Origin of the sequence: Fontibacillus forbon, from assembly GCF_046559655.1 — a bacterium.
In the GTDB taxonomy this organism is placed as follows: domain Bacteria; phylum Bacillota; class Bacilli; order Paenibacillales; family Paenibacillaceae; genus Fontibacillus.
Genome location: NZ_JBKGFV010000002.1, coordinates 926,666 through 945,908 on the forward strand (window position 1 = coordinate 926,666; position 19,243 = coordinate 945,908).

15 protein-coding genes are annotated in these 19,243 nt (G+C 49.7%); 5 read left to right on the forward strand and 10 right to left on the reverse strand.

Translation table 11 applies throughout. The features are described 5' to 3' along the window. The 7 genes from ACLB09_RS11260 to ACLB09_RS11290 all read right to left on the reverse strand — a co-directional run bounded on the left by ACLB09_RS11260 (position 1) and on the right by ACLB09_RS11290 (position 7,288). Positions 1 to 1,074 carry an ABC transporter permease gene (locus ACLB09_RS11260; RefSeq protein ID WP_410769906.1) on the reverse strand — a complete coding sequence of 358 codons (1,074 nt, stop codon included), beginning with the start codon at positions 1,072 to 1,074 and terminating at the stop codon, positions 1 to 3. Beyond that, complete coding sequence (locus tag ACLB09_RS11265) at positions 1,067 to 2,605, reverse strand: ABC transporter ATP-binding protein (RefSeq protein ID WP_410769907.1); 1,539 nt, start codon at positions 2,603 to 2,605, stop codon at positions 1,067 to 1,069. Before ACLB09_RS11265 ends, ACLB09_RS11260 begins: the two co-directional genes overlap by 8 nt. 123 nt (positions 2,606 to 2,728) lie before the next feature. Next, positions 2,729 to 3,814, reverse strand: coding sequence for a BMP family lipoprotein (locus ACLB09_RS11270; RefSeq protein ID WP_410770070.1), 1,086 nt, complete (start codon positions 3,812 to 3,814; stop codon positions 2,729 to 2,731). 419 nt (positions 3,815 to 4,233) lie between these two features. Then, positions 4,234 to 4,593 (reverse strand): 50S ribosomal protein L20, encoded by a 360-nt coding sequence (gene rplT / locus ACLB09_RS11275; protein ID WP_108464861.1) that lies wholly within the window; start codon positions 4,591 to 4,593, stop codon positions 4,234 to 4,236. Positions 4,594 to 4,627: 34 nt separating this feature from the next. Beyond that, positions 4,628 to 4,828: a 50S ribosomal protein L35 gene (rpmI, locus tag ACLB09_RS11280; protein ID WP_044477582.1), complete on the reverse strand. Its 201-nt coding sequence runs from the start codon at positions 4,826 to 4,828 to the stop codon at positions 4,628 to 4,630. A gap of 74 nt (positions 4,829 to 4,902) precedes the next feature. Further along, positions 4,903 to 5,397, reverse strand: coding sequence for a translation initiation factor IF-3 (infC, locus tag ACLB09_RS11285; RefSeq protein ID WP_410769908.1), 495 nt, complete (start codon positions 5,395 to 5,397; stop codon positions 4,903 to 4,905). Positions 5,398 to 6,055: 658 nt separating this feature from the next. Beyond that, complete coding sequence (locus tag ACLB09_RS11290) at positions 6,056 to 7,288, reverse strand: glycosyltransferase family 2 protein (RefSeq protein WP_410769909.1); 1,233 nt, start codon at positions 7,286 to 7,288, stop codon at positions 6,056 to 6,058. 614 nt (positions 7,289 to 7,902) lie between these two features. On the opposite strand from ACLB09_RS11290, the gene ACLB09_RS11295 reads away from it, so the two are divergent. Then, positions 7,903 to 8,430: a phosphatase PAP2 family protein gene (locus ACLB09_RS11295; protein ID WP_410769910.1), complete on the forward strand. Its 528-nt coding sequence runs from the start codon at positions 7,903 to 7,905 to the stop codon at positions 8,428 to 8,430. 51 nt (positions 8,431 to 8,481) lie between these two features. Further along, positions 8,482 to 9,618, forward strand: a complete 1,137-nt coding sequence (locus tag ACLB09_RS11300; protein WP_410769911.1) for an MGDG synthase family glycosyltransferase — start codon at positions 8,482 to 8,484, stop codon at positions 9,616 to 9,618. Positions 9,619 to 9,686: 68 nt separating this feature from the next. Here ACLB09_RS11300 and trmB read toward each other — a convergent pair whose 3' ends face one another. Further along, entirely contained in the window at positions 9,687 to 10,394 is a 708-nt protein-coding gene (gene trmB / locus ACLB09_RS11305) for a tRNA (guanosine(46)-N7)-methyltransferase TrmB (protein ID WP_410769912.1), read from the reverse strand. A 398-nt stretch (positions 10,395 to 10,792) separates the two neighbouring features. Here trmB and mnmL point away from each other — a divergent pair, with 398 nt between their 5' ends. The 3 genes from mnmL to ACLB09_RS11320 are packed head-to-tail and all read left to right on the forward strand — an operon-like array spanning position 10,793 to position 13,315. Then, entirely contained in the window at positions 10,793 to 11,743 is a 951-nt protein-coding gene (gene mnmL, locus ACLB09_RS11310) for a tRNA modification radical SAM protein MnmL/YtqA (protein WP_410769913.1), read from the forward strand. Position 11,744: 1 nt separating this feature from the next. Then, entirely contained in the window at positions 11,745 to 12,326 is a 582-nt protein-coding gene (gene mnmM, locus ACLB09_RS11315) for a tRNA 5-(aminomethyl)-2-thiouridylate-methyltransferase MnmM (RefSeq protein ID WP_410769914.1), read from the forward strand. A gap of 56 nt (positions 12,327 to 12,382) precedes the next feature. Then, positions 12,383 to 13,315, forward strand: coding sequence for an alpha/beta fold hydrolase (locus tag ACLB09_RS11320; protein ID WP_410769915.1), 933 nt, complete (start codon positions 12,383 to 12,385; stop codon positions 13,313 to 13,315). 118 nt (positions 13,316 to 13,433) lie between these two features. Here ACLB09_RS11320 and ACLB09_RS11325 read toward each other — a convergent pair whose 3' ends face one another. Both ACLB09_RS11325 and ACLB09_RS11330 read right to left on the reverse strand, forming a co-directional pair. Continuing rightward, a complete protein-coding gene (locus ACLB09_RS11325) occupies positions 13,434 to 18,932 on the reverse strand; it encodes a HAMP domain-containing protein (protein ID WP_410769916.1) in 5,499 nt (1,832 codons plus the stop codon). A 184-nt stretch (positions 18,933 to 19,116) separates the two neighbouring features. Further along, the gene (locus ACLB09_RS11330) at positions 19,117 to 19,239 is read right to left on the reverse strand and encodes a YjcZ family sporulation protein (RefSeq protein WP_410769917.1); all 123 of its coding nucleotides are present in this window, start codon (positions 19,237 to 19,239) and stop codon (positions 19,117 to 19,119) included. Positions 19,240 to 19,243 lie beyond the last annotated feature (4 nt).

A 19,243-nucleotide genomic window follows, 5' to 3' on the forward strand; every position in this document is an offset into this window, starting at 1 on the left:
TTACAACACCTTCTCTTTCTTGCGCTTGAGGTAGAAAGGCTTCAGCACAAAGCGGACGATGCCTTGTGCGGCAATGAAGAAAATAATGGAACCGATGATGATTTTGATCAGTTCAGGCGGAACACCCGCCGCAAAGCTCATCCCCGCCGATCCGTAAGTCAGACCGCCGTACAGGATTGCAGCCAGAACGACCCCGAACGGATGATTCATCCCGAGAAGCGCGACCGCGATCCCGTCAAAACCATAGCCTGGAGACGCCGCGAAGACGGACTGATAATGAAACACTCCAAGCACCTCGAAAGTCCCCGCCAAGCCGGCGAACACCCCGCTGATGAACATGGCTTTCACCACATTGCGCCCCACGTTCATCCCGGCATATTCAGCAGCATTCTGGTTAAAACCGACCGCGCGCATCTCATAACCTTGCTTCGTTTTCCAGAGGTATACGTAGAAGAATAAGGCTGCCAGCAGTGCGATAACGATCCCCCAATGTACCCGGGCATTGTTGAATATTCCCGATAGGAACATCAGAGCTGCCGAAGCTCCGATATCCTCCGAACGGTTCTGTCCTTTGAGAAGGAAGAAATGGCGGATCACGTAGTTGGATAAATAAAGTGCGGTCCAGTTCAACATGATCGTTGTAATAACTTCATTAATGCCCCGTTTGGCTTTCAAGTAGCCGGCAATCGCAGCCCATAATCCACCTGCGACTCCCCCGGCTATTACGGCCACCGGCACGACAATCGAAGACGAAACACCTGACATGGACAGAGAAACGGACGTTGCCGCCGTCATCCCGATGAGAACCTGTCCATCCGCGCCGATATTAAACATCCCGGAACGGAAGGCAAATGCGACGGCTAATCCCGTAAAGATCAAAGGCGTGATCTGCCGAATCGTCTCGCCAAAGTCGTACGGGTTGCCCACAACCCGTTTAATCAAGGCACCATAAGCTTCAAACGGATTATATCCGCCCAAGAGCATGACGACCGCGCCGACAATCAAGCCCAGGAGAATGGCCACGAGCGGTACGATCAGGCTGTCCAGGGTAAAGATTTTGCGCAATCTATTCATCCGATTGTCCTCCCTTATCCATGAAGCCTGCCATCATCAGACCCAGCTCTTGGTCATTCGTATTTTGCGGAAGCACTTCACCGACAATCCTACCTTCGTAAATCACGGCAATCCGGTCGGATACATTCATAATTTCGTCCAGTTCGAATGAAATAAGCAGGACGGCCTTCCCTTGATCGCGCTGACCAATCAATTGCTTATGAACGAATTCGATAGCGCCTACATCGAGTCCGCGCGTCGGTTGGGCAGCGATCAACAGATCCGGATTCTTGTCTATTTCCCGAGCAATAATTGCCTTCTGCTGATTGCCTCCGGATAACGAGCGGGCTTTGGTTTCAATGCTCGGAGTACGAACATCGAATGCCTGCACTAACTTCTCGGCATTTTTATCCACAACCCGTCGATCAAGAAACCCGCTTTTACTGTAAGGAGATTTGTAATACGTCTCCAGCACCATATTCTCGCTGATGGAAAAATCCAAAACCAGCCCGTGCTTATGACGATCTTCAGGAATATGGGACATGCCGCTCTCGATGATTTTGCGCGTCGGCAAGTTGGCAATCTCTTTGCCGGACAGCACAATCGAGCCCGAATCAATCTTGCGAAGGCCGGTAATAGCCTCGATTAACTCCGATTGCCCGTTGCCGTCCACGCCGGCGATCCCGACGATTTCTCCCGCCTTAACTTCCAGATTCAGCCCGTTTAAAACAGAAACCCCGTGTTTGTCATTCATCTTCACTTGGTTTAGTTGCAAGACAGGTTGTCCGATGACCGGAGCGTCTTTGTCTATTTTAAAAGTAACGCCGCGACCGACCATTTTTTCGGCAAGCTCGTTCGGATTCGTCTTGTCCGTATCCACCGTATCGATTACCTTGCCTCGCCGAATGATTGTCACCCGGTCGGATATTTCCATGATTTCCTTCAACTTGTGAGTGATCAGAATAATAGACTTGCCTTCCGCCACCAACCGCCGCATAATCGCCATCAATTCTACGATTTCCTGCGGGGTCAATACCGCCGTCGGCTCATCAAATATAAGAATATCCGCGCCGCGGAACAAGGTCTTCATAATTTCCACGCGTTGCTGCATTCCGACCGAAATATCCTGGATTTTGGAGTTGGGATTGACGTGAAGACCATACTGTTCCGACAATTTCGCCACTTCGGCGGACGCCGATTTATAGTCGATGTTAAGCCCTTTCTTCGGTTCCATGCCGAGAATAATATTCTCCGTGACCGTGAAAGGTTGGACCAGCTTGAAATGCTGGTGAACCATACCGATACCTAATTTAATCGCTTTGTTCGGATTATCGATCGTTACCGTTTTCCCGTCGATCTCGATCGAACCTTCATCCGGTTGATAAAGTCCAAACAAAATATTCATCAAAGTTGACTTGCCCGCGCCATTTTCACCTAAGAGGGCATGAATTTCCCCTTTACGCAAGGTCAGGCTGATTGAATCGTTGGCAACTATACCGGGAAAACGCTTTGTGATTTGCTTCAACTCGACTACAGGAGCCGTAGTGCTCATGAAATCACCCTCACCATTCTGGGATTTACGCAAACAACAAGGCCAGTTCATACAACACTGGCCTTGCCTGCTTATGTCTTATTTTACTATTCGGCCGAAACCGTCGTAAAGGAAATATATTTGTTACTCGGCTGGTACTGTGATTTCACCATTAATAATTTTTTGTTTGTATTCTTCGACTTTGTCGAGAATCTCTTTGCTTACGTTTTTCGAAGAAGTATCGGCAATGCCTACGCCGTCGTCTTTCAACGTCAAGTTCGTGATTTGACCGCCTTTGAACGTGCCGTCAATAACTTGTTGAGTTACGTTTTTCACCGCTACATCAACCCGTTTGATCATCGATGTCAACGTTACTTCATCGCCAAATTCAAGCGATTGGTCCTTGTCCACGCCGATAACCCACAATTTTGTAGCTCCGCCTGCATTGTTACGTGCAGTCGCTTCGTTAAATACGCCGTTACCGGTTTGTCCAGCAGCAGGGAAAATAATATCCGCGCCGTTATCATACAATTGGCTGGCGAGCGATTTACCGATATCCGGCTTATCATATGCACCGGCATAAGTGATTTTAACTTCAGCATCCGGATTAACTGCCTCTACGCCTGCTTTGAAACCAACTTCAAAACGTTTGATAACCGGACTTTCGGCACCGCCGATAAAGCCGATTTGATTAGTTTTAGTAGTCAGACCTGCAACTACCCCAACCAGGAACGAACCTTCGTTTTCGGCAAAAGTAACGGATTCTACGTTAGGAGCATCAACAACGCTGTCGATGATCGCCAGTTTGGCGTCCTTGTTGGCGTCAGCCACTTGCTTCAACGCGTCGCCCAAATCAAAGCCGATCGCCCAAGTCAAGTCATAACCGCCTTGTACAAATTGATTCAGGTTCGGAATGTAGTCCGAGCTGCTTCCGCTTTGCAAATACTTGTGCTGAATTCCTTGTTCCTTGTTCAGGGCCTCAAGCGCTTCCCATGCCGATTCGTTAAAGGATTTGTCGTTTACGCCGCCAATGTCTGTAACAAGACCGACCTTGATGTCGGACGATTTACTTCCGCCGTTGTTACCACCATTGCTGGCTTCCGTGTTCCCCGCTCCCGTGTTGGAGGAAGCACCGTTGTTTGCCGCATTGTTCTTGTTGTTGCCGCATCCCGCCAAAATCATCATCACAGCGAGTACCATGACTAAAGAAAATTTGAAGGTTTTGTTCATTGACTTCATTGACGAATAATCCCCCTTAAAATTTTATGACCCTGTTATAGCGTCTGTACAGACAGATTATACCGTTAAAATTACTTAAAATCCATACTTTTAATGACCATAGGTTAAATAAGCTTCGTCTTTTTGTGAAATGAATCGCTTTCATTCGACACAATTCCCATACAATGTTCGCTATGTGTAAACTTAGCCCGAAATCAAAGCCTTCTGCCTTTTTATTTCAATCCTTATGTTTCCCCAAAAAAGAGTTTCCAACACAAAAGAAACCTCACAAAGTAACGGCGCGATCCTCAAGCAGATTCGATAACTTTGCAGTAAATTCCAAATAGGACGTTCCCATGCTAGGTTGACATCAAAAAACGTCGCCTCCGGTTGGATCGCAACCAGAGACGACGTTGTTACTACCGCGTTAATTAGGCGTTGATTTTTTCCTTAGCTACAGTCGCCAAAGAATTAAATGCATTGATGTCGTTAACAGCCAGATCCGCAAGCATCTTACGGTTGATATTAACTTCAGCCAGTTTCAGGCCGTGCATCAATTTGCTGTAAGACAAACCGTTCATGCGGGCAGCCGCATTGATACGAACGATCCACAGTCTGCGGAAATCGCGTTTTTTCGTACGACGGTCACGGTATGCGTACAGCAGGGATTTCATTACCTGCTCGTTAGCAGTTTTGAAGATGCGGTGTTTCGAACCAAAATAACCTTTAGCCAATTTCAATACTTTTTTATGACGACGACGAACCACGAATCCGCCTTTTACTCTTGCCATATCAATAAACCTCCCAATAAGTTGTGTTAATAAATTACTTCAAGTTTGCGAGTTGTTGTTTCAAACGGCTAACGTCACCGGAATAAGCCACAGGGCTGTTTGCCAATACACGTTTAGCGCGTTTGGACTTATGGGACAGCAAGTGATTGCGATTCGCTTTGTAACGTCTTACTTTACCGGATCCGGTAATTTTGAAGCGGTCTTTAAGACTGCTGTGGGTTTTCATTTTAGGCATTGTACTTCCCCCTCAAAATTTGTGAGTTGCTCACTCTCGCCGATCCGCTTTAGGCGAACCGCCGAAGTGTGCGATTAGTTTTTAGGTGCCAAAATCATAATCATGCTGCGACCTTCCAATTTAGGAAGACGTTCCACCGCTGAAATTTCCGCAACCTCTTCTTTAACGCGGTCGAGAATTTTCTTACCGATGTCGGCATGGGTAATTTCGCGGCCACGGAAGCGAACCGAGCATTTTACCTTGTCGCCGTCTTTTAAAAATTTGATCACATTGCGAAGCTTCGTCTGGAAATCATGTTCCTCAATATTGGCACGGAACCATACTTCCTTGATGTCCACTATCTTTTGATTCTTACGGGCTTCTTTTTCTTTCTTCTGCTGCTCGTAACGGAACTTGCCATAATCCATTATCCGGCATACCGGAGGCTTGGCCGTCGGCGCTACGTTAACCAGATCCAGATTCTGATCGATTGCCATTTGCAGTGCCTCACGGATCGGCGTAATACCGATTTGCTCGCCACCCGCACCTACCAAACGAACTTCCTTGGCCCGTATCTCATCATTGATCAAATGTTCCTTACTGATAATTCTCCACCTCCAAAGAGTTTGTTGTCCTTAGGACGGATATTGCTAAATAAAAAGGGATGCAGGTTATCGCCCGCATCCCAAATTGATCGTCAATTCATCATGAATTTTCCATTCATAAGTCATCGGATCAAAACCAGCCAACATCATTTGTCGGACAGGTGAGAAGCCAAGGCCTCTGCTTGCAATCCAAAATCATTCATTGCAACACTTGAATACTTTAACACATGCCGAAGGCCGTGTCAAGGCTTTAATTCAAAGCCGGTTTTTGAGCTTCCATTCCAAACATGGCTCAAAAACCGGGCTTTCAGCACCGAGAAGGTTGGAAGAAGCCGAGACCGAGGAGCGGAGCGTAGGAGAAACCTACGTGAGCACCGGAGGGCTCGGCTGAATTCAAGATTCGATGCCGAATCGACTTCCCGGTTTAAGCTTCGTGATCAAAGCCCTGTTTTTGAGCTTCCATTCCAAACATGGCTCAAAAACCGGGCTTTCAGCACCGAGAAGGTTGGAAGAAGCCGAGACCGAGGAGCGGAGCGTAGGAGAAACCTACGTGAGCACCGGAGGGCTCGGCTGAATTCAAGATTCGATGCCGAATCGACTTCCCGGTTTAAGCTTCGTGATCAAAGCCCTGTTTTTGAGCTTCCTATCCTTTTTGGACTTCTTCCAGGCGTACTACGCGCGTATGCTGCGTATGACTCCACTGCTTGTTGTTTTGGGTGAAGAACGCATAGAAGGTGATCGGCCACCAGGAAATCAGGTAGATCGGGAACAGCACGAGATAAGCGTAAACCTTCTTAGACTTGACCTTTTCCAGGAACATAGCCGCCAGGAAAATGAATACGTTAGCCGCGATCGCCACGAATGAGATCCACAGCGGAAATTTAGAATACAGCGTTTCAAAGTTCGGTCCGCCGAACAAGGACTGGTCCGCCCAGATAAAAGCGGTGAGCAGGAAAGTCAGCAACACGATATATACGTTGGCACCGTAAAGGGCCATATCCAGCTTGATCAGATTCCGCTCCTTGATACTTTTCCACAACAGCGGGAAGAAATATCTGCGAGCCACCGTAAAGTGCCCTTGCATCCAGCGAAGGCGCTGGCGGGCGGAAGCTTTAAAGGTAAGCGGCTTTTCGTCAAACAGCTTGGCGTCGTAGTTGAACACCGGGTAAACACCGCGTTCCACACAGCGCATCGTGAATTCCAAATCCTCCACGAGGCTTGTTGCTCCCCAGCCGATTTCTTTCAGAAGCTCGGTTTCAAAACACATCCCCGTTCCGCCGAGGAAGTTAGCCATATTTAAATTGTGGCGGGACAACTGCCACAAACGGTTGCAATACCAGTAGGATATCCCATAGGAAGCAGTGATCCAGGAATCTTCCGGATTCTTGGTATCAATGTAGCCTTGAATGACACGGGCGCCTGAACAGAGGTCATTGTTCATTTCGCTCAAAAAGTCCGGATGCGCCAAATTATCGGCATCGAACATCACGACCGCATCATACTGCCGCGGCATTTTCCATAGTTGTTTGAGCATCCATTCGATCGCGTAACCTTTCCCGCGCAAATTCGGATTGGAGCGCACGCAAGCTTTCATCCCGTGACTCCGTACGATGTCGGCTGTTCCGTCCGTACAGTTGTCGCAAATGACAAACACATCGTAAAGTTCTTTCGGGTAGTTCAGATGCTTCAAGTTCTCCATCAAAGCGCCGACCACTTTTTCCTCGTTATGCGCCGCTACCAGCACCGCAAAAGATTTAGTCGGAGCAAAACTTTCTTTTTTCTTTTTCTTGTACATGCCGAACAACGATAAACCGAATTGGTACACCCCGATCACTGCAAGCACTACCTGCAGCGAAATTAAAATGGCGTCCATCATGATCTCTAATACCCCCTTTTAACTCCCTTTAATTTTTAACTGCTTTTTTTCTCTAGATATTACGGAGTTTTTTTCATGACCCTTTGTAACAACGTTGTTTGAAAATCTTTTTTTTCATTTTCAACGCTTTTTCGATTTTCCATGACTTTGTATCATTTGTCAAACCGCTGTAAGAACTGCGTAACGCTTAAAATCCGACGGATGACACTCTATAGTCACACAAAGCACCACCGCAACCAGCAATCGGTGCGGTTAGTTCTTATTTTCATCAATTTTGACGCTTTTTATTTCTTTAGTCCCCCTTTTTTTTCAAATTATTAACGGTATATAAAATCAGTCGATAATACACAAACGAAAAAAATCGGAAAAAGTTTACTCAATAACTCATTTTTCTTTAAACTTTTTTGATATCATTTGAATCAATCTCAAGTGCAGATTCACAAGAACTTAAAAAAAGGGTATATTAACTCACAAAGTCCCCTGTTCTTGAAAAAGGCCACGGATTCAAAATATGATCATACTTACCTGAAAATGCCATCGCTGCGTGATAGTCTCGGCTTATGCGGCAGTTTTAGGCCGTATCTTGCGGCAAACCAAGCGCGGAGGAATTTTTTATGAATCGATTGTTTCAAAAATTGGTACAACTGGATCAACGGCTTTTTGTAGGGATCAACGGCCGCTTGCATCGGAGCTTTCTTAATTTTTGGGTGTATCACCTCACCCATCTCGGAGGAGCCTGGTTTACGATTTTGTCCACCCTGCTCATATGGATGGTCGCTCCCCAGCCCTGGAACAGAGTAGGTCTACAAGCCTGCGTCGCTCTGGCAATCAGCCATATTCCGGTCGCATTGGCAAAAAAAACATATCCCAGGGTTCGTCCGTACTTGACGCTTCCCGGGACCAATACTTTCCGTAATCCGCTTACGGACCACTCTTTTCCTTCGGGTCATACGACAGCCATTTTTTCGGTGACCATGCCGTTCATGGCAGCTCAACCGGCACTTGCCCTGATTCTCGGGCCCATTGCGCTGATCGTTGCCGTGTCCCGGATTTATTTGGGTTTGCACTACCCTTCCGACGTACTCGCAGGGGCTGTAATCGGTTCGTCCGTTGCCCTCGGAACGGTTGCATTATGGGCGTAAAGGGGATATTGTAAATGGTAGAAAAACCTTGCAGGAAAAGGTGAAACTAAAGTGCAAAAACAAAGAGTCTTGCTTTTATCTGAAGGGTTTGGAGCCGGACATACCCAGGCGGCATATGCGCTCTCCAGCAGTTTACGCAAAGTGGCACCACATGTGCAGACCAAAGTCCTAGAACTGGGCAGTTTTTTAAATCCGAGAGTGGCACCGCTCATTATCACTGCCTATAAGAAAACGGTATCCACCCAACCGCGCCTTGTACGCATGATGTATCGCAGCAATTATAAAAAATCACTGAACCGATTGACGACTCTGGCTCTCCATCGGATATTTTATACGCGCACGATCCAATTGATCCGGCAACTTCATCCGGATGTCATCGTTTGTACTCATCCCATACCTAGCGCCATTATTTCGCGGATCAAGCGGCTGGAAATGCTTGACGTGCCTCTCTGCACGGTTATCACCGATTATGACGCGCATGGCACTTGGATCAGCCGGGAAGTGAATAGCTACCTTGTATCCACTGAGCAAGTGAAGCAGAAATTGCTTGAACGAGGAGTCGAGGAGGACAAAATCCGGATCACGGGGATTCCGGTTCATCCGAATTTCTGGGAACGCCACCGGAAAGAAGATATCCGGGCCCAGTTTAACCTGAAGAATATTCCCACCGTGCTTGTCATGGGGGGCGGCTGGGGCTTTATGAAGGACGAGGCGGTTAATGCCCACTTAGCCTCTTACCGCGACGTAATCCAGATCATCTTCTGCTTCGGAAGCAACACCAAATCGCTGGAGAAGATGAAAAAGGATTCCCGATTCATTCATGAACATATCCACTTGCTGGGATTCACGCGGGAGATAGACAAGCTGATGGATGCATCCGATTTGCTGATAACGAAACCCGGCGGAATGACCTGCACGGAAGGCTTGGCCAAAGGCATTCCGATGCTGTTCCACAAACCGCTCCCGGGACAGGAAGAGGAAAATTCCCAGTACTTCGCTTCCCAGGGTTGGGGAACGCCTATCGGTTCCCTGGATGACATTAGCGCCTGGATTAACAGGCTCACGGACAAGTACGATGAAGTCGTACGAGCCAGGGAAGAAGTTCTCGACCACATCGCGAGTTACTATCCGCTACAAAGCGCACAAGCCATTATGGATCTTATTGAACGGAATACAGTGACGACATAATTCTACGAATATCGGCTTACAAGCAATAAAACAGACCTCCGGAACTTTGGAGGTCTGTTTTCTATTTGTTAAAATTGTTCCATTTTATGGTCGTGATAACGACGCAGGGCCGACTCGCCGACCTTGACTTCGCAACGGTAAATGGGCATCCCTTGTCCCACGAATTTACTCTCATACTCGGTCATGACATGGTTCTCGTTTATCCCGTCTCCATGCAGATTAAGCGAAATGTTGTCCATCTGCAAGCCGCTCGCGGCAAATGCATTTAGTGAAAACTCGAACAGTTCCCGCGAATCTGTCTTGAAATGAATTTCCCCTTCCTCATTCAGTAAAGCGCGGTATTTGTCGAGAAAACGCGGATGCGTAAGCCGTCTCCGTCCGTGCTTCTTCTTCGGCCACGGATCGCTGAAGTTCAAATAAACCCTCTCAACTTCACCTGGAGCGAAAAATTCCTCGATCGACTCGATGTTGCCCAGAGCAAGCCGAACATTCTCCGGATTTTCCACTTCATGTCCGCTCCAGATCGCCCGCACCTTCTCACTGCCCCGGCGGATCAGTTCATCGTACATATCCATTCCCACAAAGTTGCAGTCCGGATGCTTGAAACTCATTCCGCTGATAAATTGTCCCTTGCCCATGCCGAGCTCGATATGAATAGGGCGGTCATTTCCGAACAATTGATGCCATTTCCCTTTATATTCCCGGGGATCCAGAACGACAAGATCGTGCTGCTGCTCCAAATTTTCCCGGATTCCCTTTCTTCCGCGTAAACGCATCTCATTCCTCCGCTTTCATGTAAATGCCAATTTCAATATTCCATTACTGAAATATTGTGCCGAAGTTCGAACTAAAAGTAAAGAGATAAAAATGAACCATGATCCCCCGACAAAGGGAAAAGGAATCCTGACGGACCGCCGGGGAGACGGTACGGGGATTCCTTTTCCGATATATTTTGGAATTGGGGTCCAAACGTAGTTTAGGTACAATTAAAATAACATAATCTGTCATTCATCGCAAGAAAAGACCCCTTCGAACATTCCCCTTTTTTCGTAAAATTTGATACAATGATTCATGGGAAGCCGCTTGATCAAAGGCTTTACGCCCCCTAACAGACACAAAAACTTATTTTGTGACAATAAGTAACAAACATAGACACAAACATAAAGGAGCAAAAATGACCACTACTCTTTCAACAACGCCCAGACTTTGGAGCGACAAACGTTTTCATACCTGGAACACGGAAATGCGGGAACAATTCGGGGATAAAGTATTCAAAGTCATGCTCGATGCCGGCTTTACGTGTCCGAACCGGGACGGATCCATCGCCAAAGGCGGTTGTACATTTTGCAGCGCCCGTGGCTCGGGAGATTTCGCCGGCAGCCGCCGGGATGATCTGGTAACCCAATTCAATACGATCCGTGACAGGCAGCACCTGAAATGGCCGAACGCCAAATATATCGGCTATTTTCAGGCTTACACGAATACCTATGCGCCCGTGGAGGAATTGCGGGAATACTATGAGGCTATTTTGGAACAGCCGGGAGTAGTCGGACTCTCCATCGCGACGCGTCCCGACTGTCTCCCTGACGATGTCGTCGATTATTTGGCCGAACTGAACGAAAGAACCTACCTATGGGTGGAGATGGGGCTGCAAACTATTCATGAATCAACCTCGACGCTCATCAACCGGGCTCATGATACGAAGTGTTATCTCGATGCGGTGGAGAAACTGCGCAAGCGGAACATTCGGGTTTGCACGCATATCATTTACGGGCTCCCTCAAGAAACTCATGAAATGATGCTGGAGACCGGCCGTGCCGTGGGGCAAATGGATGTACAGGGCATCAAGATCCACCTGCTGCACCTGATGCGCAAAACACCGATGGTGAAGCAATACGAGGCCGGACTTCTCCGCTTTCTGGAAAAAGACGAATACGTGAAGCTCATCGTGGACACGCTGGAATTTCTGCCGCCTGAAATGATTGTACACCGCTTAACCGGCGACGCTCCGCGCGACCTGTTGGTCGGGCCGATGTGGAGTCTCAAAAAGTGGGAAGTACTGAATGCGATCGACGATGAACTGAAGCAGCGCGACACTTGGCAGGGTAAATACTGGAGGGGATGACATGGGGTTTCTCTCGGTACTGAGCTTTGCTCATAAATTGGCAGGCGAGCGATTGCAGCCGGGCGACATTGCCGTGGATGCCACGGCGGGAACCGGGGCCGACACCCTCTTTCTGGCAAAAGCGTGCGGACCGCGCGGCCGCGTGTACGCCTTTGACATCCAGTCCGAGGCGCTGGCACTTACCCGCGCTAGACTGGAGAAAGAGATCTCAGGAACGCTGTCCAACGTAACTTTACTGCAACGCAGCCATGCGGAAATGGAGTCGGCGTTACCCCTGAATATTCACGGCAAACTTGGAGCCGTCATGTTTAACTTGGGGTATTTACCGGCGGATGGAGTCGACAAGGCCGTGATTACGAATACGGAAAGCACGCTAAAGGCCCTGAATGAAGCGGTGGGGCTTCTTAAACCTCGAGGCATCCTGACGGTCGTCCTCTACCCCGGTCATCCGGGAGGAGACGAGGAGGCCGCTGCAGTCGAAGCCTGGGCTGCTTCCCTGCCGCAATCCGCAGGACAAAGTATTCTTTACCGCCAGCCGCAGAAGCCGGCATCCCCTTATCTTATCGCATTTGATAAAAAATAAAAGCCATCATGTTTTGCTGAAGGAATTTCCAAAATCTTAAAAGGAAGTGCTGCAGCATGCAGGAACAAACATTTACGTTTGAAAATGATGCGAGTCAACAGGTTTTCGTGTACGCTTGGTCCCCCGCAGATCTGGACACCCCACTCCGCGGAGTGATGCAAATTGCCCACGGTATGAGCGAGACGGCGGAACGGTACAGACGATTTGCGGAGACACTCACGAAGGAAGGTTTTCTGGTTTACGCCAATGATCACCGGGGCCACGGCCGAACCGCGGTCAGCCCGGATGAACTGGGCTGGCCTGGCCATGACGGCTTGAACGGGATGGTCCGGGATATCATTACGCTGGGCGAGCTTATTCATGACAGGCATTCCGGGATACCCCTATTTCTCATGGGACATAGCATGGGTTCCTTCTTAACCCAAAAAACGATGTACACCAGCCCGGAGAGATACAGAGGATTTATTCTTTCAGGAACCAACGGCCCCCGAGGCCTCCTCTCCTTCGGTCAAAACCTGGCGCGGTTTCAAGCCCGGATTCAAGGGCCTGAACATGCGAGTTTGCTAATGAACGCGCTATCGTTCGGCAGTTTCAACAAAAACTTTATTCCGATGCGGACGCCTTTCGACTGGCTGTCTAGAGACGAGCAGGAAGTGGATAAGTTCGTGCAGCATCCGCTATGCGGGTTTATTTGCAGTTCCGGATTTTTTCAGGGATTGTTCGGTTTGCTGCGCGAGATTCATCGTCCCGACCGGATGAGCCTCATCCCCAAAGACAAACCGGTTTATATTTTCGGGGGAGACCAAGACCCTGTAGGCCTTGAAGGCAAAGGTGTGCTTCGACTCCTGTCCCTTTACGAGCGCTTGGGACTCCATGATCTGGAATTCAAGCTTTACCCCGGCGGAAGGCATGAAATGCTGAACGAGCTCAACCGGGACGAAGTCACCTGCGATACAATTGATTGGCTGAAGCGGCACTTGCCTTCTTGACGTTAGCTTCGATATCTTACATAGGTCATAAAATGAGGCAAGGGGACTGTTCCTAAGCAATGTTTGCTTAAGAACAGTCCCCTTGCTTGTTTATTGTCCGATAAACGCGAGCCAGCCCTTACGGCGTGTCCGGGGCTGTCGCTTCCTCCTCCGGATGGTCAAGCCAACTACGGATCATGGAAAGCAATTGCGCACTGTTTACGGGTTTTGTAATATAGTCGGAAGCCCCTGCCTCAAGGCAAGCCTCCCGGTCACCGCTCATCGCCTTCGCCGTGAGCGCTATAATCGGCAGGTTCTGGAATTCCGGCTTGTTACGGATGGCCCGGGTCGTTTCATACCCGTCCATGATCGGCATCATGATGTCCATCAGCACGATTTCGATCGATGGCGTATTTTCCAGGATCTGAATCGCCTCCTGGCCATTCTCCGCAGGAATCACCTTCATATTGTGACGCTCCAGTATCGTCGTAAGCGCGAAGATATTCCGGATATCGTCATCCACCACAAGCACTTGCTTGGAAGTGATCATCTCATCGGACTCATGCAGCTTGACCAGCATTTGCCGTGATTCTTCCGAGAGATTTTCCGCTTTACGATGCAGGAACAAGCTGCTTTCATCCATCATTTGAACCGGTGTTTTGACCTCCTTGATCACGGAGTGCTTCATTAATTCCTCAAGCTGGGCCTCTTGTTCCGGAGTCCATTTCCGGTTACGGTTCAAGATGATCGGCACCGACTTGTTTTGAATGTTTTTGTGAATTTCATGAACCAGGCCGAGCACGTCGGTATTCCCCAGATCATTATCGATCAGAATGACGTCGAAGCTGTTCGACTTCAGTTGGTTGATCGCTTTCCGGCCGGTATCCACCGTGACGATTTCCAAGTCGTCATTGTCGAGAAGCTGCTCGAATTGTTCGCTGCGCTCGCTATCGCTGATGACGATGAGCACCCGGTGCACCAGCGTGGCCGAAAACTCTCTCAACTGGTCCAGCTTCGTTTCGAGTTCCTCATTCGTCACCGGCTTACCGATATACTCATACACGCCTTTTTGGCGCAGCGGAATTTCGTCCTCTTCCACCGTAATGACGCAAATCGGAATATGCCGGACGCTAAGGTCGTTTTTCAACTGGTCGATCACCAGCCAGCCGTCCATATCCTTCAACCGCAGATCCAGGGTAATCGCGTCCGGAGCGTATTTTTGGGCAAGTTCCAGCGCTCCGTTACCCCGGGTGGTGATAATTGCCTTAATTCCTTTTTTATGCAAAATATCGAGCAGAATTTCATTAAACTTCACGTCGTCTTCCACGATCAAAAATACGCTGTCGCCGGGCTCAATGGAATCCCGGTCGTCCTGGATGATCCGTTCTTCCCTCGGCGTGCCGCCCCGCTTCGATTCACGGGGCGTTACATCAATGATTTCCGGCACGTACTTCGGAGAGGACGGCACGGCCTCAAGCTGGGAAACCTCCTCCGTCTCGTGTCCCGGAATATCCGTATATAACGGCAGGAACAGATTAAAGACGCTGCCTTTATCCACCACGCTAAACAATGTAATTTCGCCGCCCAGCAAAACCGCAATCTCGCGTGAGATGGCCAGCCCCAAGCCGGTCCCTCCGTATTCCCGGCTCGTGCTTCCGTCAGCCTGTTGGAACGCTTCGAATATAATCGCCTGTTTATCGGTCGGTATACCGATCCCCGTATCGCTGACGGAGAAGCAAATCACTTCTTTCGCCCGGTTCAACCGGTCGCTTCCCGCGCTCCACCCATCATTCGCTTTATAGATATGGAGCAGGACCTGGCCCTCTTCCGTAAACTTGAAGGCATTGGACAACAGATTTTTCAGGACCTGTTGCAATCGTTTCGGATCCGTCACCATCTTCTCGGGAAGATCTTCTTCGAGCTTAATCGAAAAGTCCAGCTTCTTGTCGTCAACCATATGGCGGAAAGTCCGCTCCAGGCTGTCCGTGACTTCACTGATTTGAAGTTCGTTATATTCCGCGGTTACCGTGCCGGATTCGATTTTGGATAAGTCCAGAATATCGTTAATCAACTCAAGCAGTTCAATGCCCGCATCCTGAATCGTTTGGGCAAATTTCACCTGGTAATCGGTGAGGTTTGCATCCGGGTTTTCGGCCAACTGCTCGGCCAGAAGCAGCAGCGAGTTCAGCGGAGTACGAAGTTCATGCGACATATTGGCCAAAAATTCGGACTTATAGCGCGAGGTCAAAGCCAGCTGTTCCGCCTTTTCCTCAAGCACCCGTCTGGCAATTTCCACTTCATTGTTTTTGCTTTCTACTTCCGCCTTCTGGAGAACGAGCAACCTTGCTTTCTCCTCCAGTTCCTCATTCGTTTCCTGCAACTCCATCTGCTGGTTTTGCAGTTCCTCGGTAAGCGACTGGGACTGCATCAACAGTTCTTCGGTACGCCGGTTCGCCTGCATCGTATTAATTACGATCCCGATCGATTCCGTCAGTTGGTCAAGGAAATCGAGATCGATATCGGTAAAGCGGCGGAACGAAGCCAGCTCCAGAACGGCGAGCACCTGGTCTTCAAAAATGATCGGCAGCAGCACGATATTCAGCGGAACGGATTCGCCAAGGCCGGAAGAAATCATCACATAATCTCCGGGCACGTTCGTGAGCAGAATGCGCTGCTTCTCGATCAGGCACTGGCCGACAAGGCCTTCGCCGGAACGGAACTGATTGGATAAATGTTTTCGTTGCTGATAAGCGTAGCTGGCAAACAGGGCCAATGTCGGCTCGCCGTTTACCTGCTCGTTGATGTACATGACGCCGTGCTGCATGGAAACGAGCGGAGCCAGCTCCGACAAGATCATGCGGCACACGGCGTACAGGTCGCGCTGTCCTTGGAGCAGTCTGGAAAATTTGGCGAGATTCGTCTTCAACCAATCCTGCTCGGTGTTGATCCGGGTCGTCTCTTTCAAGTTCCGGATCATTTCATTTACATTATCCTTCAATTCGGCGACTTCGCCGACCGCGGCGACATCGATGCTTCGCGACAGATCGCCTTTGGTTACCGCAGTCGCGACCGTTGTAATGGCACGCACCTGGGTCGTCAGCGTACTGGCCATGTAGTTTACATTGTCGGTTAAGTCACGCCATGTACCGGCCGCACCAGGCACGCTGGCCTGTCCTCCCAGCTTGCCTTCCGCGCCAACCTCGCGGGCCACGGTCGTAACCTGATCCGCAAACGTGGCCAGCGTATCGATCATATTGTTGATCGTATCCGTCAGCTCCGCGATTTCGCCCTTGGCTTCCACCGTCAGCTTCTGGTTCAGGTTCCCGCCGGCGACCGCAGTAACGACCTTGGCGATTCCCCGGACCTGGTCGGTCAGGTTGGCAGCCATAATATTTACGTTGTCGGTCAAATCCTTCCAGATGCCGCCAACGCCGCGCACTTGCGCCTGGCCGCCGAGCTTGCCGTCGGTGCCGACCTCACGCGCTACCCGCGTTACTTCGGAGGCGAATGAATTGAGCTGATCCACCATCGTATTGATCGTATTCTTTAGCTCGAGCAACTCGCCTTTTACGTCTACGGTAATCTGCTTCGACAAATCCCCGTTTGCCACCGCGGTCGTAACCCCCGCGATGTTCCGCATCTGGATCGTCAGATTGCTGGTCATCGTATTCACCGTGTCCGTAAGGTCTTTCCATGTACCGGATACGTCCTTCACATCCGCCTGCGCACCAAGCTTGCCTTCGGTGCCGACTTCGCGAGCTACGCGGGTAACTTCGGAGGCAAACAGACTGAGCTGATCCACCATCGTGTTCATCGTATTTTTCAGTTCCAGAATTTCGCCTTTAGCGTCTACGGTAATTTTTTTCGACAAGTCGCCTTTCGCGACGGCCGTCGTTACTTCCGCAATGCCTCGAACCTGATCGGTCAGGTTCCGGGCCATGTTATTTACGCCTTCGGTCAAATCCTTCCAAGTACCGCCGACGCCTCTCACCTCGGCTTGTCCGCCGAGCTTGCCTTCGGTACCTACTTCCAATGCTACCCGCGTGACTTCGGAAGCAAAGGTGGACAATTGATCCACCATCGTATTGATCGTATTTTTCAGTTCCAGAATTTCGCCCTGTACATCGGCGGTAATCTTCTTGGAAAGATCGCCATTCGCCACGGCCGTCGTAACGACCGCAATGTTACGTACCTGGTTCGTCAAATTGGAGGCCATGTAGTTTACGCTTTCCGTCAAATCGCGCCACGTACCGGCCACCCCGCGGACCTGGGCTTGTCCGCCCAGCATCCCGAGCGTACCCACCTCGCGGGCCACCCGTGTAACCTCGGAGGCAAACGTAGACAATTGATCTACCATGATGTTAATGGTGTTCTTCAATTCCAGGATTTCGCCCTTGGCGTTAACCGTAATATGCTTGGACAAATCCCCCTTGGCGACCGCGGTTGTAACCTCGGCGATATTACGCACCTGATTCGTCAAATTCGACGCCATGTAGTTTACGCTTTCCGTCAGGTCGCGCCACGTACCGGCTACTCCGGTAACCTCGGCCTGACCACCGAGAATGCCCTCCGTACCGACCTCCCGCGCCATCCGCGTTACTTCGGAGGCAAAGGTAGACAATTGATCCACCATTGTATTGATCGTATTTTTGAGCTCAAGAATTTCGCCTTGCACGTTTGCCGTGATTTTCTTCGATAGGTCGCCGTTCGCGACCGCCGTCGTCACGACCGCAATGTTCCGCACCTGATCGGTCAGATTTGAAGCCATATCATTAACGCTATCAGTCAAATCTTTCCAGGTTCCCGATACTCCCTTAACCTCGGCCTGGCCGCCAAGCTTGCCCTCCGTGCCTACCTCCCGCGCAACCCGCGTCACTTCCGAGGCAAACATGGACAACTGGTCCACCATTGTATTAATCGTGTCCTTCAGTTCCAGAATTTCGCCCTTGGCATTGACCGTGATCTGCTTCGTCAAGTCCCCTGTCGCTACAGCCGTTGTAACGGCCGCGATATTACGTACCTGATTCGTCAAATTGGCGGCCATGTTGTTCACGCTATCCGTCAGGTCTTTCCAGGTCCCGGACACGCCTTTGACGTCCGCCTGTCCGCCCAGCTTGCCGTCGGTGCCGACCTCCCGGGCCACCCGCGTCACTTCCGAAGCGAATGTGCTGAGCTGGTTAACCATCATATTAATGTTATTTGCCGTTCTTAAGTATTCTCCGGTCAGAGGTCTTCCTTCGAACTCAACCTCCACCTTTTGCGTCAAATCCCCTTGCGCTACCGCGTTGATTACGCGGGCAACTTCGGCGGTGGGTTGAACCAAATCGCTCACAAGTCCGTTCAGCGATTCAACAACAAGTTCCCAGGATCCGCCCGTATTTTTATGATTAAATCGGCGAGTCAGTTTACCTTCCTTGCCAACTACTTCAGCCACGGTGCGGATTTCGCCCACCAGGCTTTCCTGCATGTCCATGATCTCATTAAACGTGTCTGCCACTTTGCCGGAGATACCGGTCCGGTCGTAAGGCATTCGAAAAGAAAAATCCCCTTTCTTCATAGCCATCAAAGCATTCAGCAACTCACCGGCATCGATATGATCATTCGACAGCTGGGGAAGCTGTTGTTCTTGATCCGACATCTTCAATCCTCTCCCGACATGTTGTATATTGACTTAACAACAACCTATGACAAATTCTTTACATTTATTATATTACTATGGAAAACGGCCCCCTGTCATTATTCCGGGAGGATCCAAGGAAATAATACCCATAAAGCAAATTCCCGCCGAGCCATAAGGCTCAGCGGGAAAATGAAGCTTATTTCTACAAGACGAAAGCTCTAGAGACAATCACGAGCAGAATGAAAAGTACCAAAATAGCCCCGGTAGACGTAAACATGCCGCCTCCATATCCTTTATCGCCATATCCGCCAACTACACCACTCACAGGG

Bases quoted from the DNA above. Each gene is read 5' to 3' on its own strand.
- ACLB09_RS11295 (WP_410769910.1), top strand. From the start codon at position 7,903: ATGAATCGATTGTTTCAAAAATTGGTACAACTGGATCAACGGCTTTTT.
- ACLB09_RS11325 (WP_410769916.1), bottom strand. From the start codon at position 18,932: ATGTCGGATCAAGAACAACAGCTTCCCCAGCTGTCGAATGATCATATC.
- ACLB09_RS11270 (WP_410770070.1), bottom strand. From the start codon at position 3,814: ATGAACAAAACCTTCAAATTTTCTTTAGTCATGGTACTCGCTGTGATG.
- trmB (WP_410769912.1), bottom strand. From the start codon at position 10,394: ATGCGTTTACGCGGAAGAAAGGGAATCCGGGAAAATTTGGAGCAGCAG.
- ACLB09_RS11265 (WP_410769907.1), bottom strand. From the start codon at position 2,605: ATGAGCACTACGGCTCCTGTAGTCGAGTTGAAGCAAATCACAAAGCGT.
- rplT (WP_108464861.1), bottom strand. From the start codon at position 4,593: ATGGCAAGAGTAAAAGGCGGATTCGTGGTTCGTCGTCGTCATAAAAAA.
- mnmL (WP_410769913.1), top strand. From the start codon at position 10,793: ATGACCACTACTCTTTCAACAACGCCCAGACTTTGGAGCGACAAACGT.
- ACLB09_RS11260 (WP_410769906.1), bottom strand. From the start codon at position 1,074: ATGAATAGATTGCGCAAAATCTTTACCCTGGACAGCCTGATCGTACCG.
- ACLB09_RS11290 (WP_410769909.1), bottom strand. From the start codon at position 7,288: ATGATGGACGCCATTTTAATTTCGCTGCAGGTAGTGCTTGCAGTGATC.
- mnmM (WP_410769914.1), top strand. From the start codon at position 11,745: ATGGGGTTTCTCTCGGTACTGAGCTTTGCTCATAAATTGGCAGGCGAG.
- rpmI (WP_044477582.1), bottom strand. From the start codon at position 4,828: ATGCCTAAAATGAAAACCCACAGCAGTCTTAAAGACCGCTTCAAAATT.
- ACLB09_RS11320 (WP_410769915.1), top strand. From the start codon at position 12,383: ATGCAGGAACAAACATTTACGTTTGAAAATGATGCGAGTCAACAGGTT.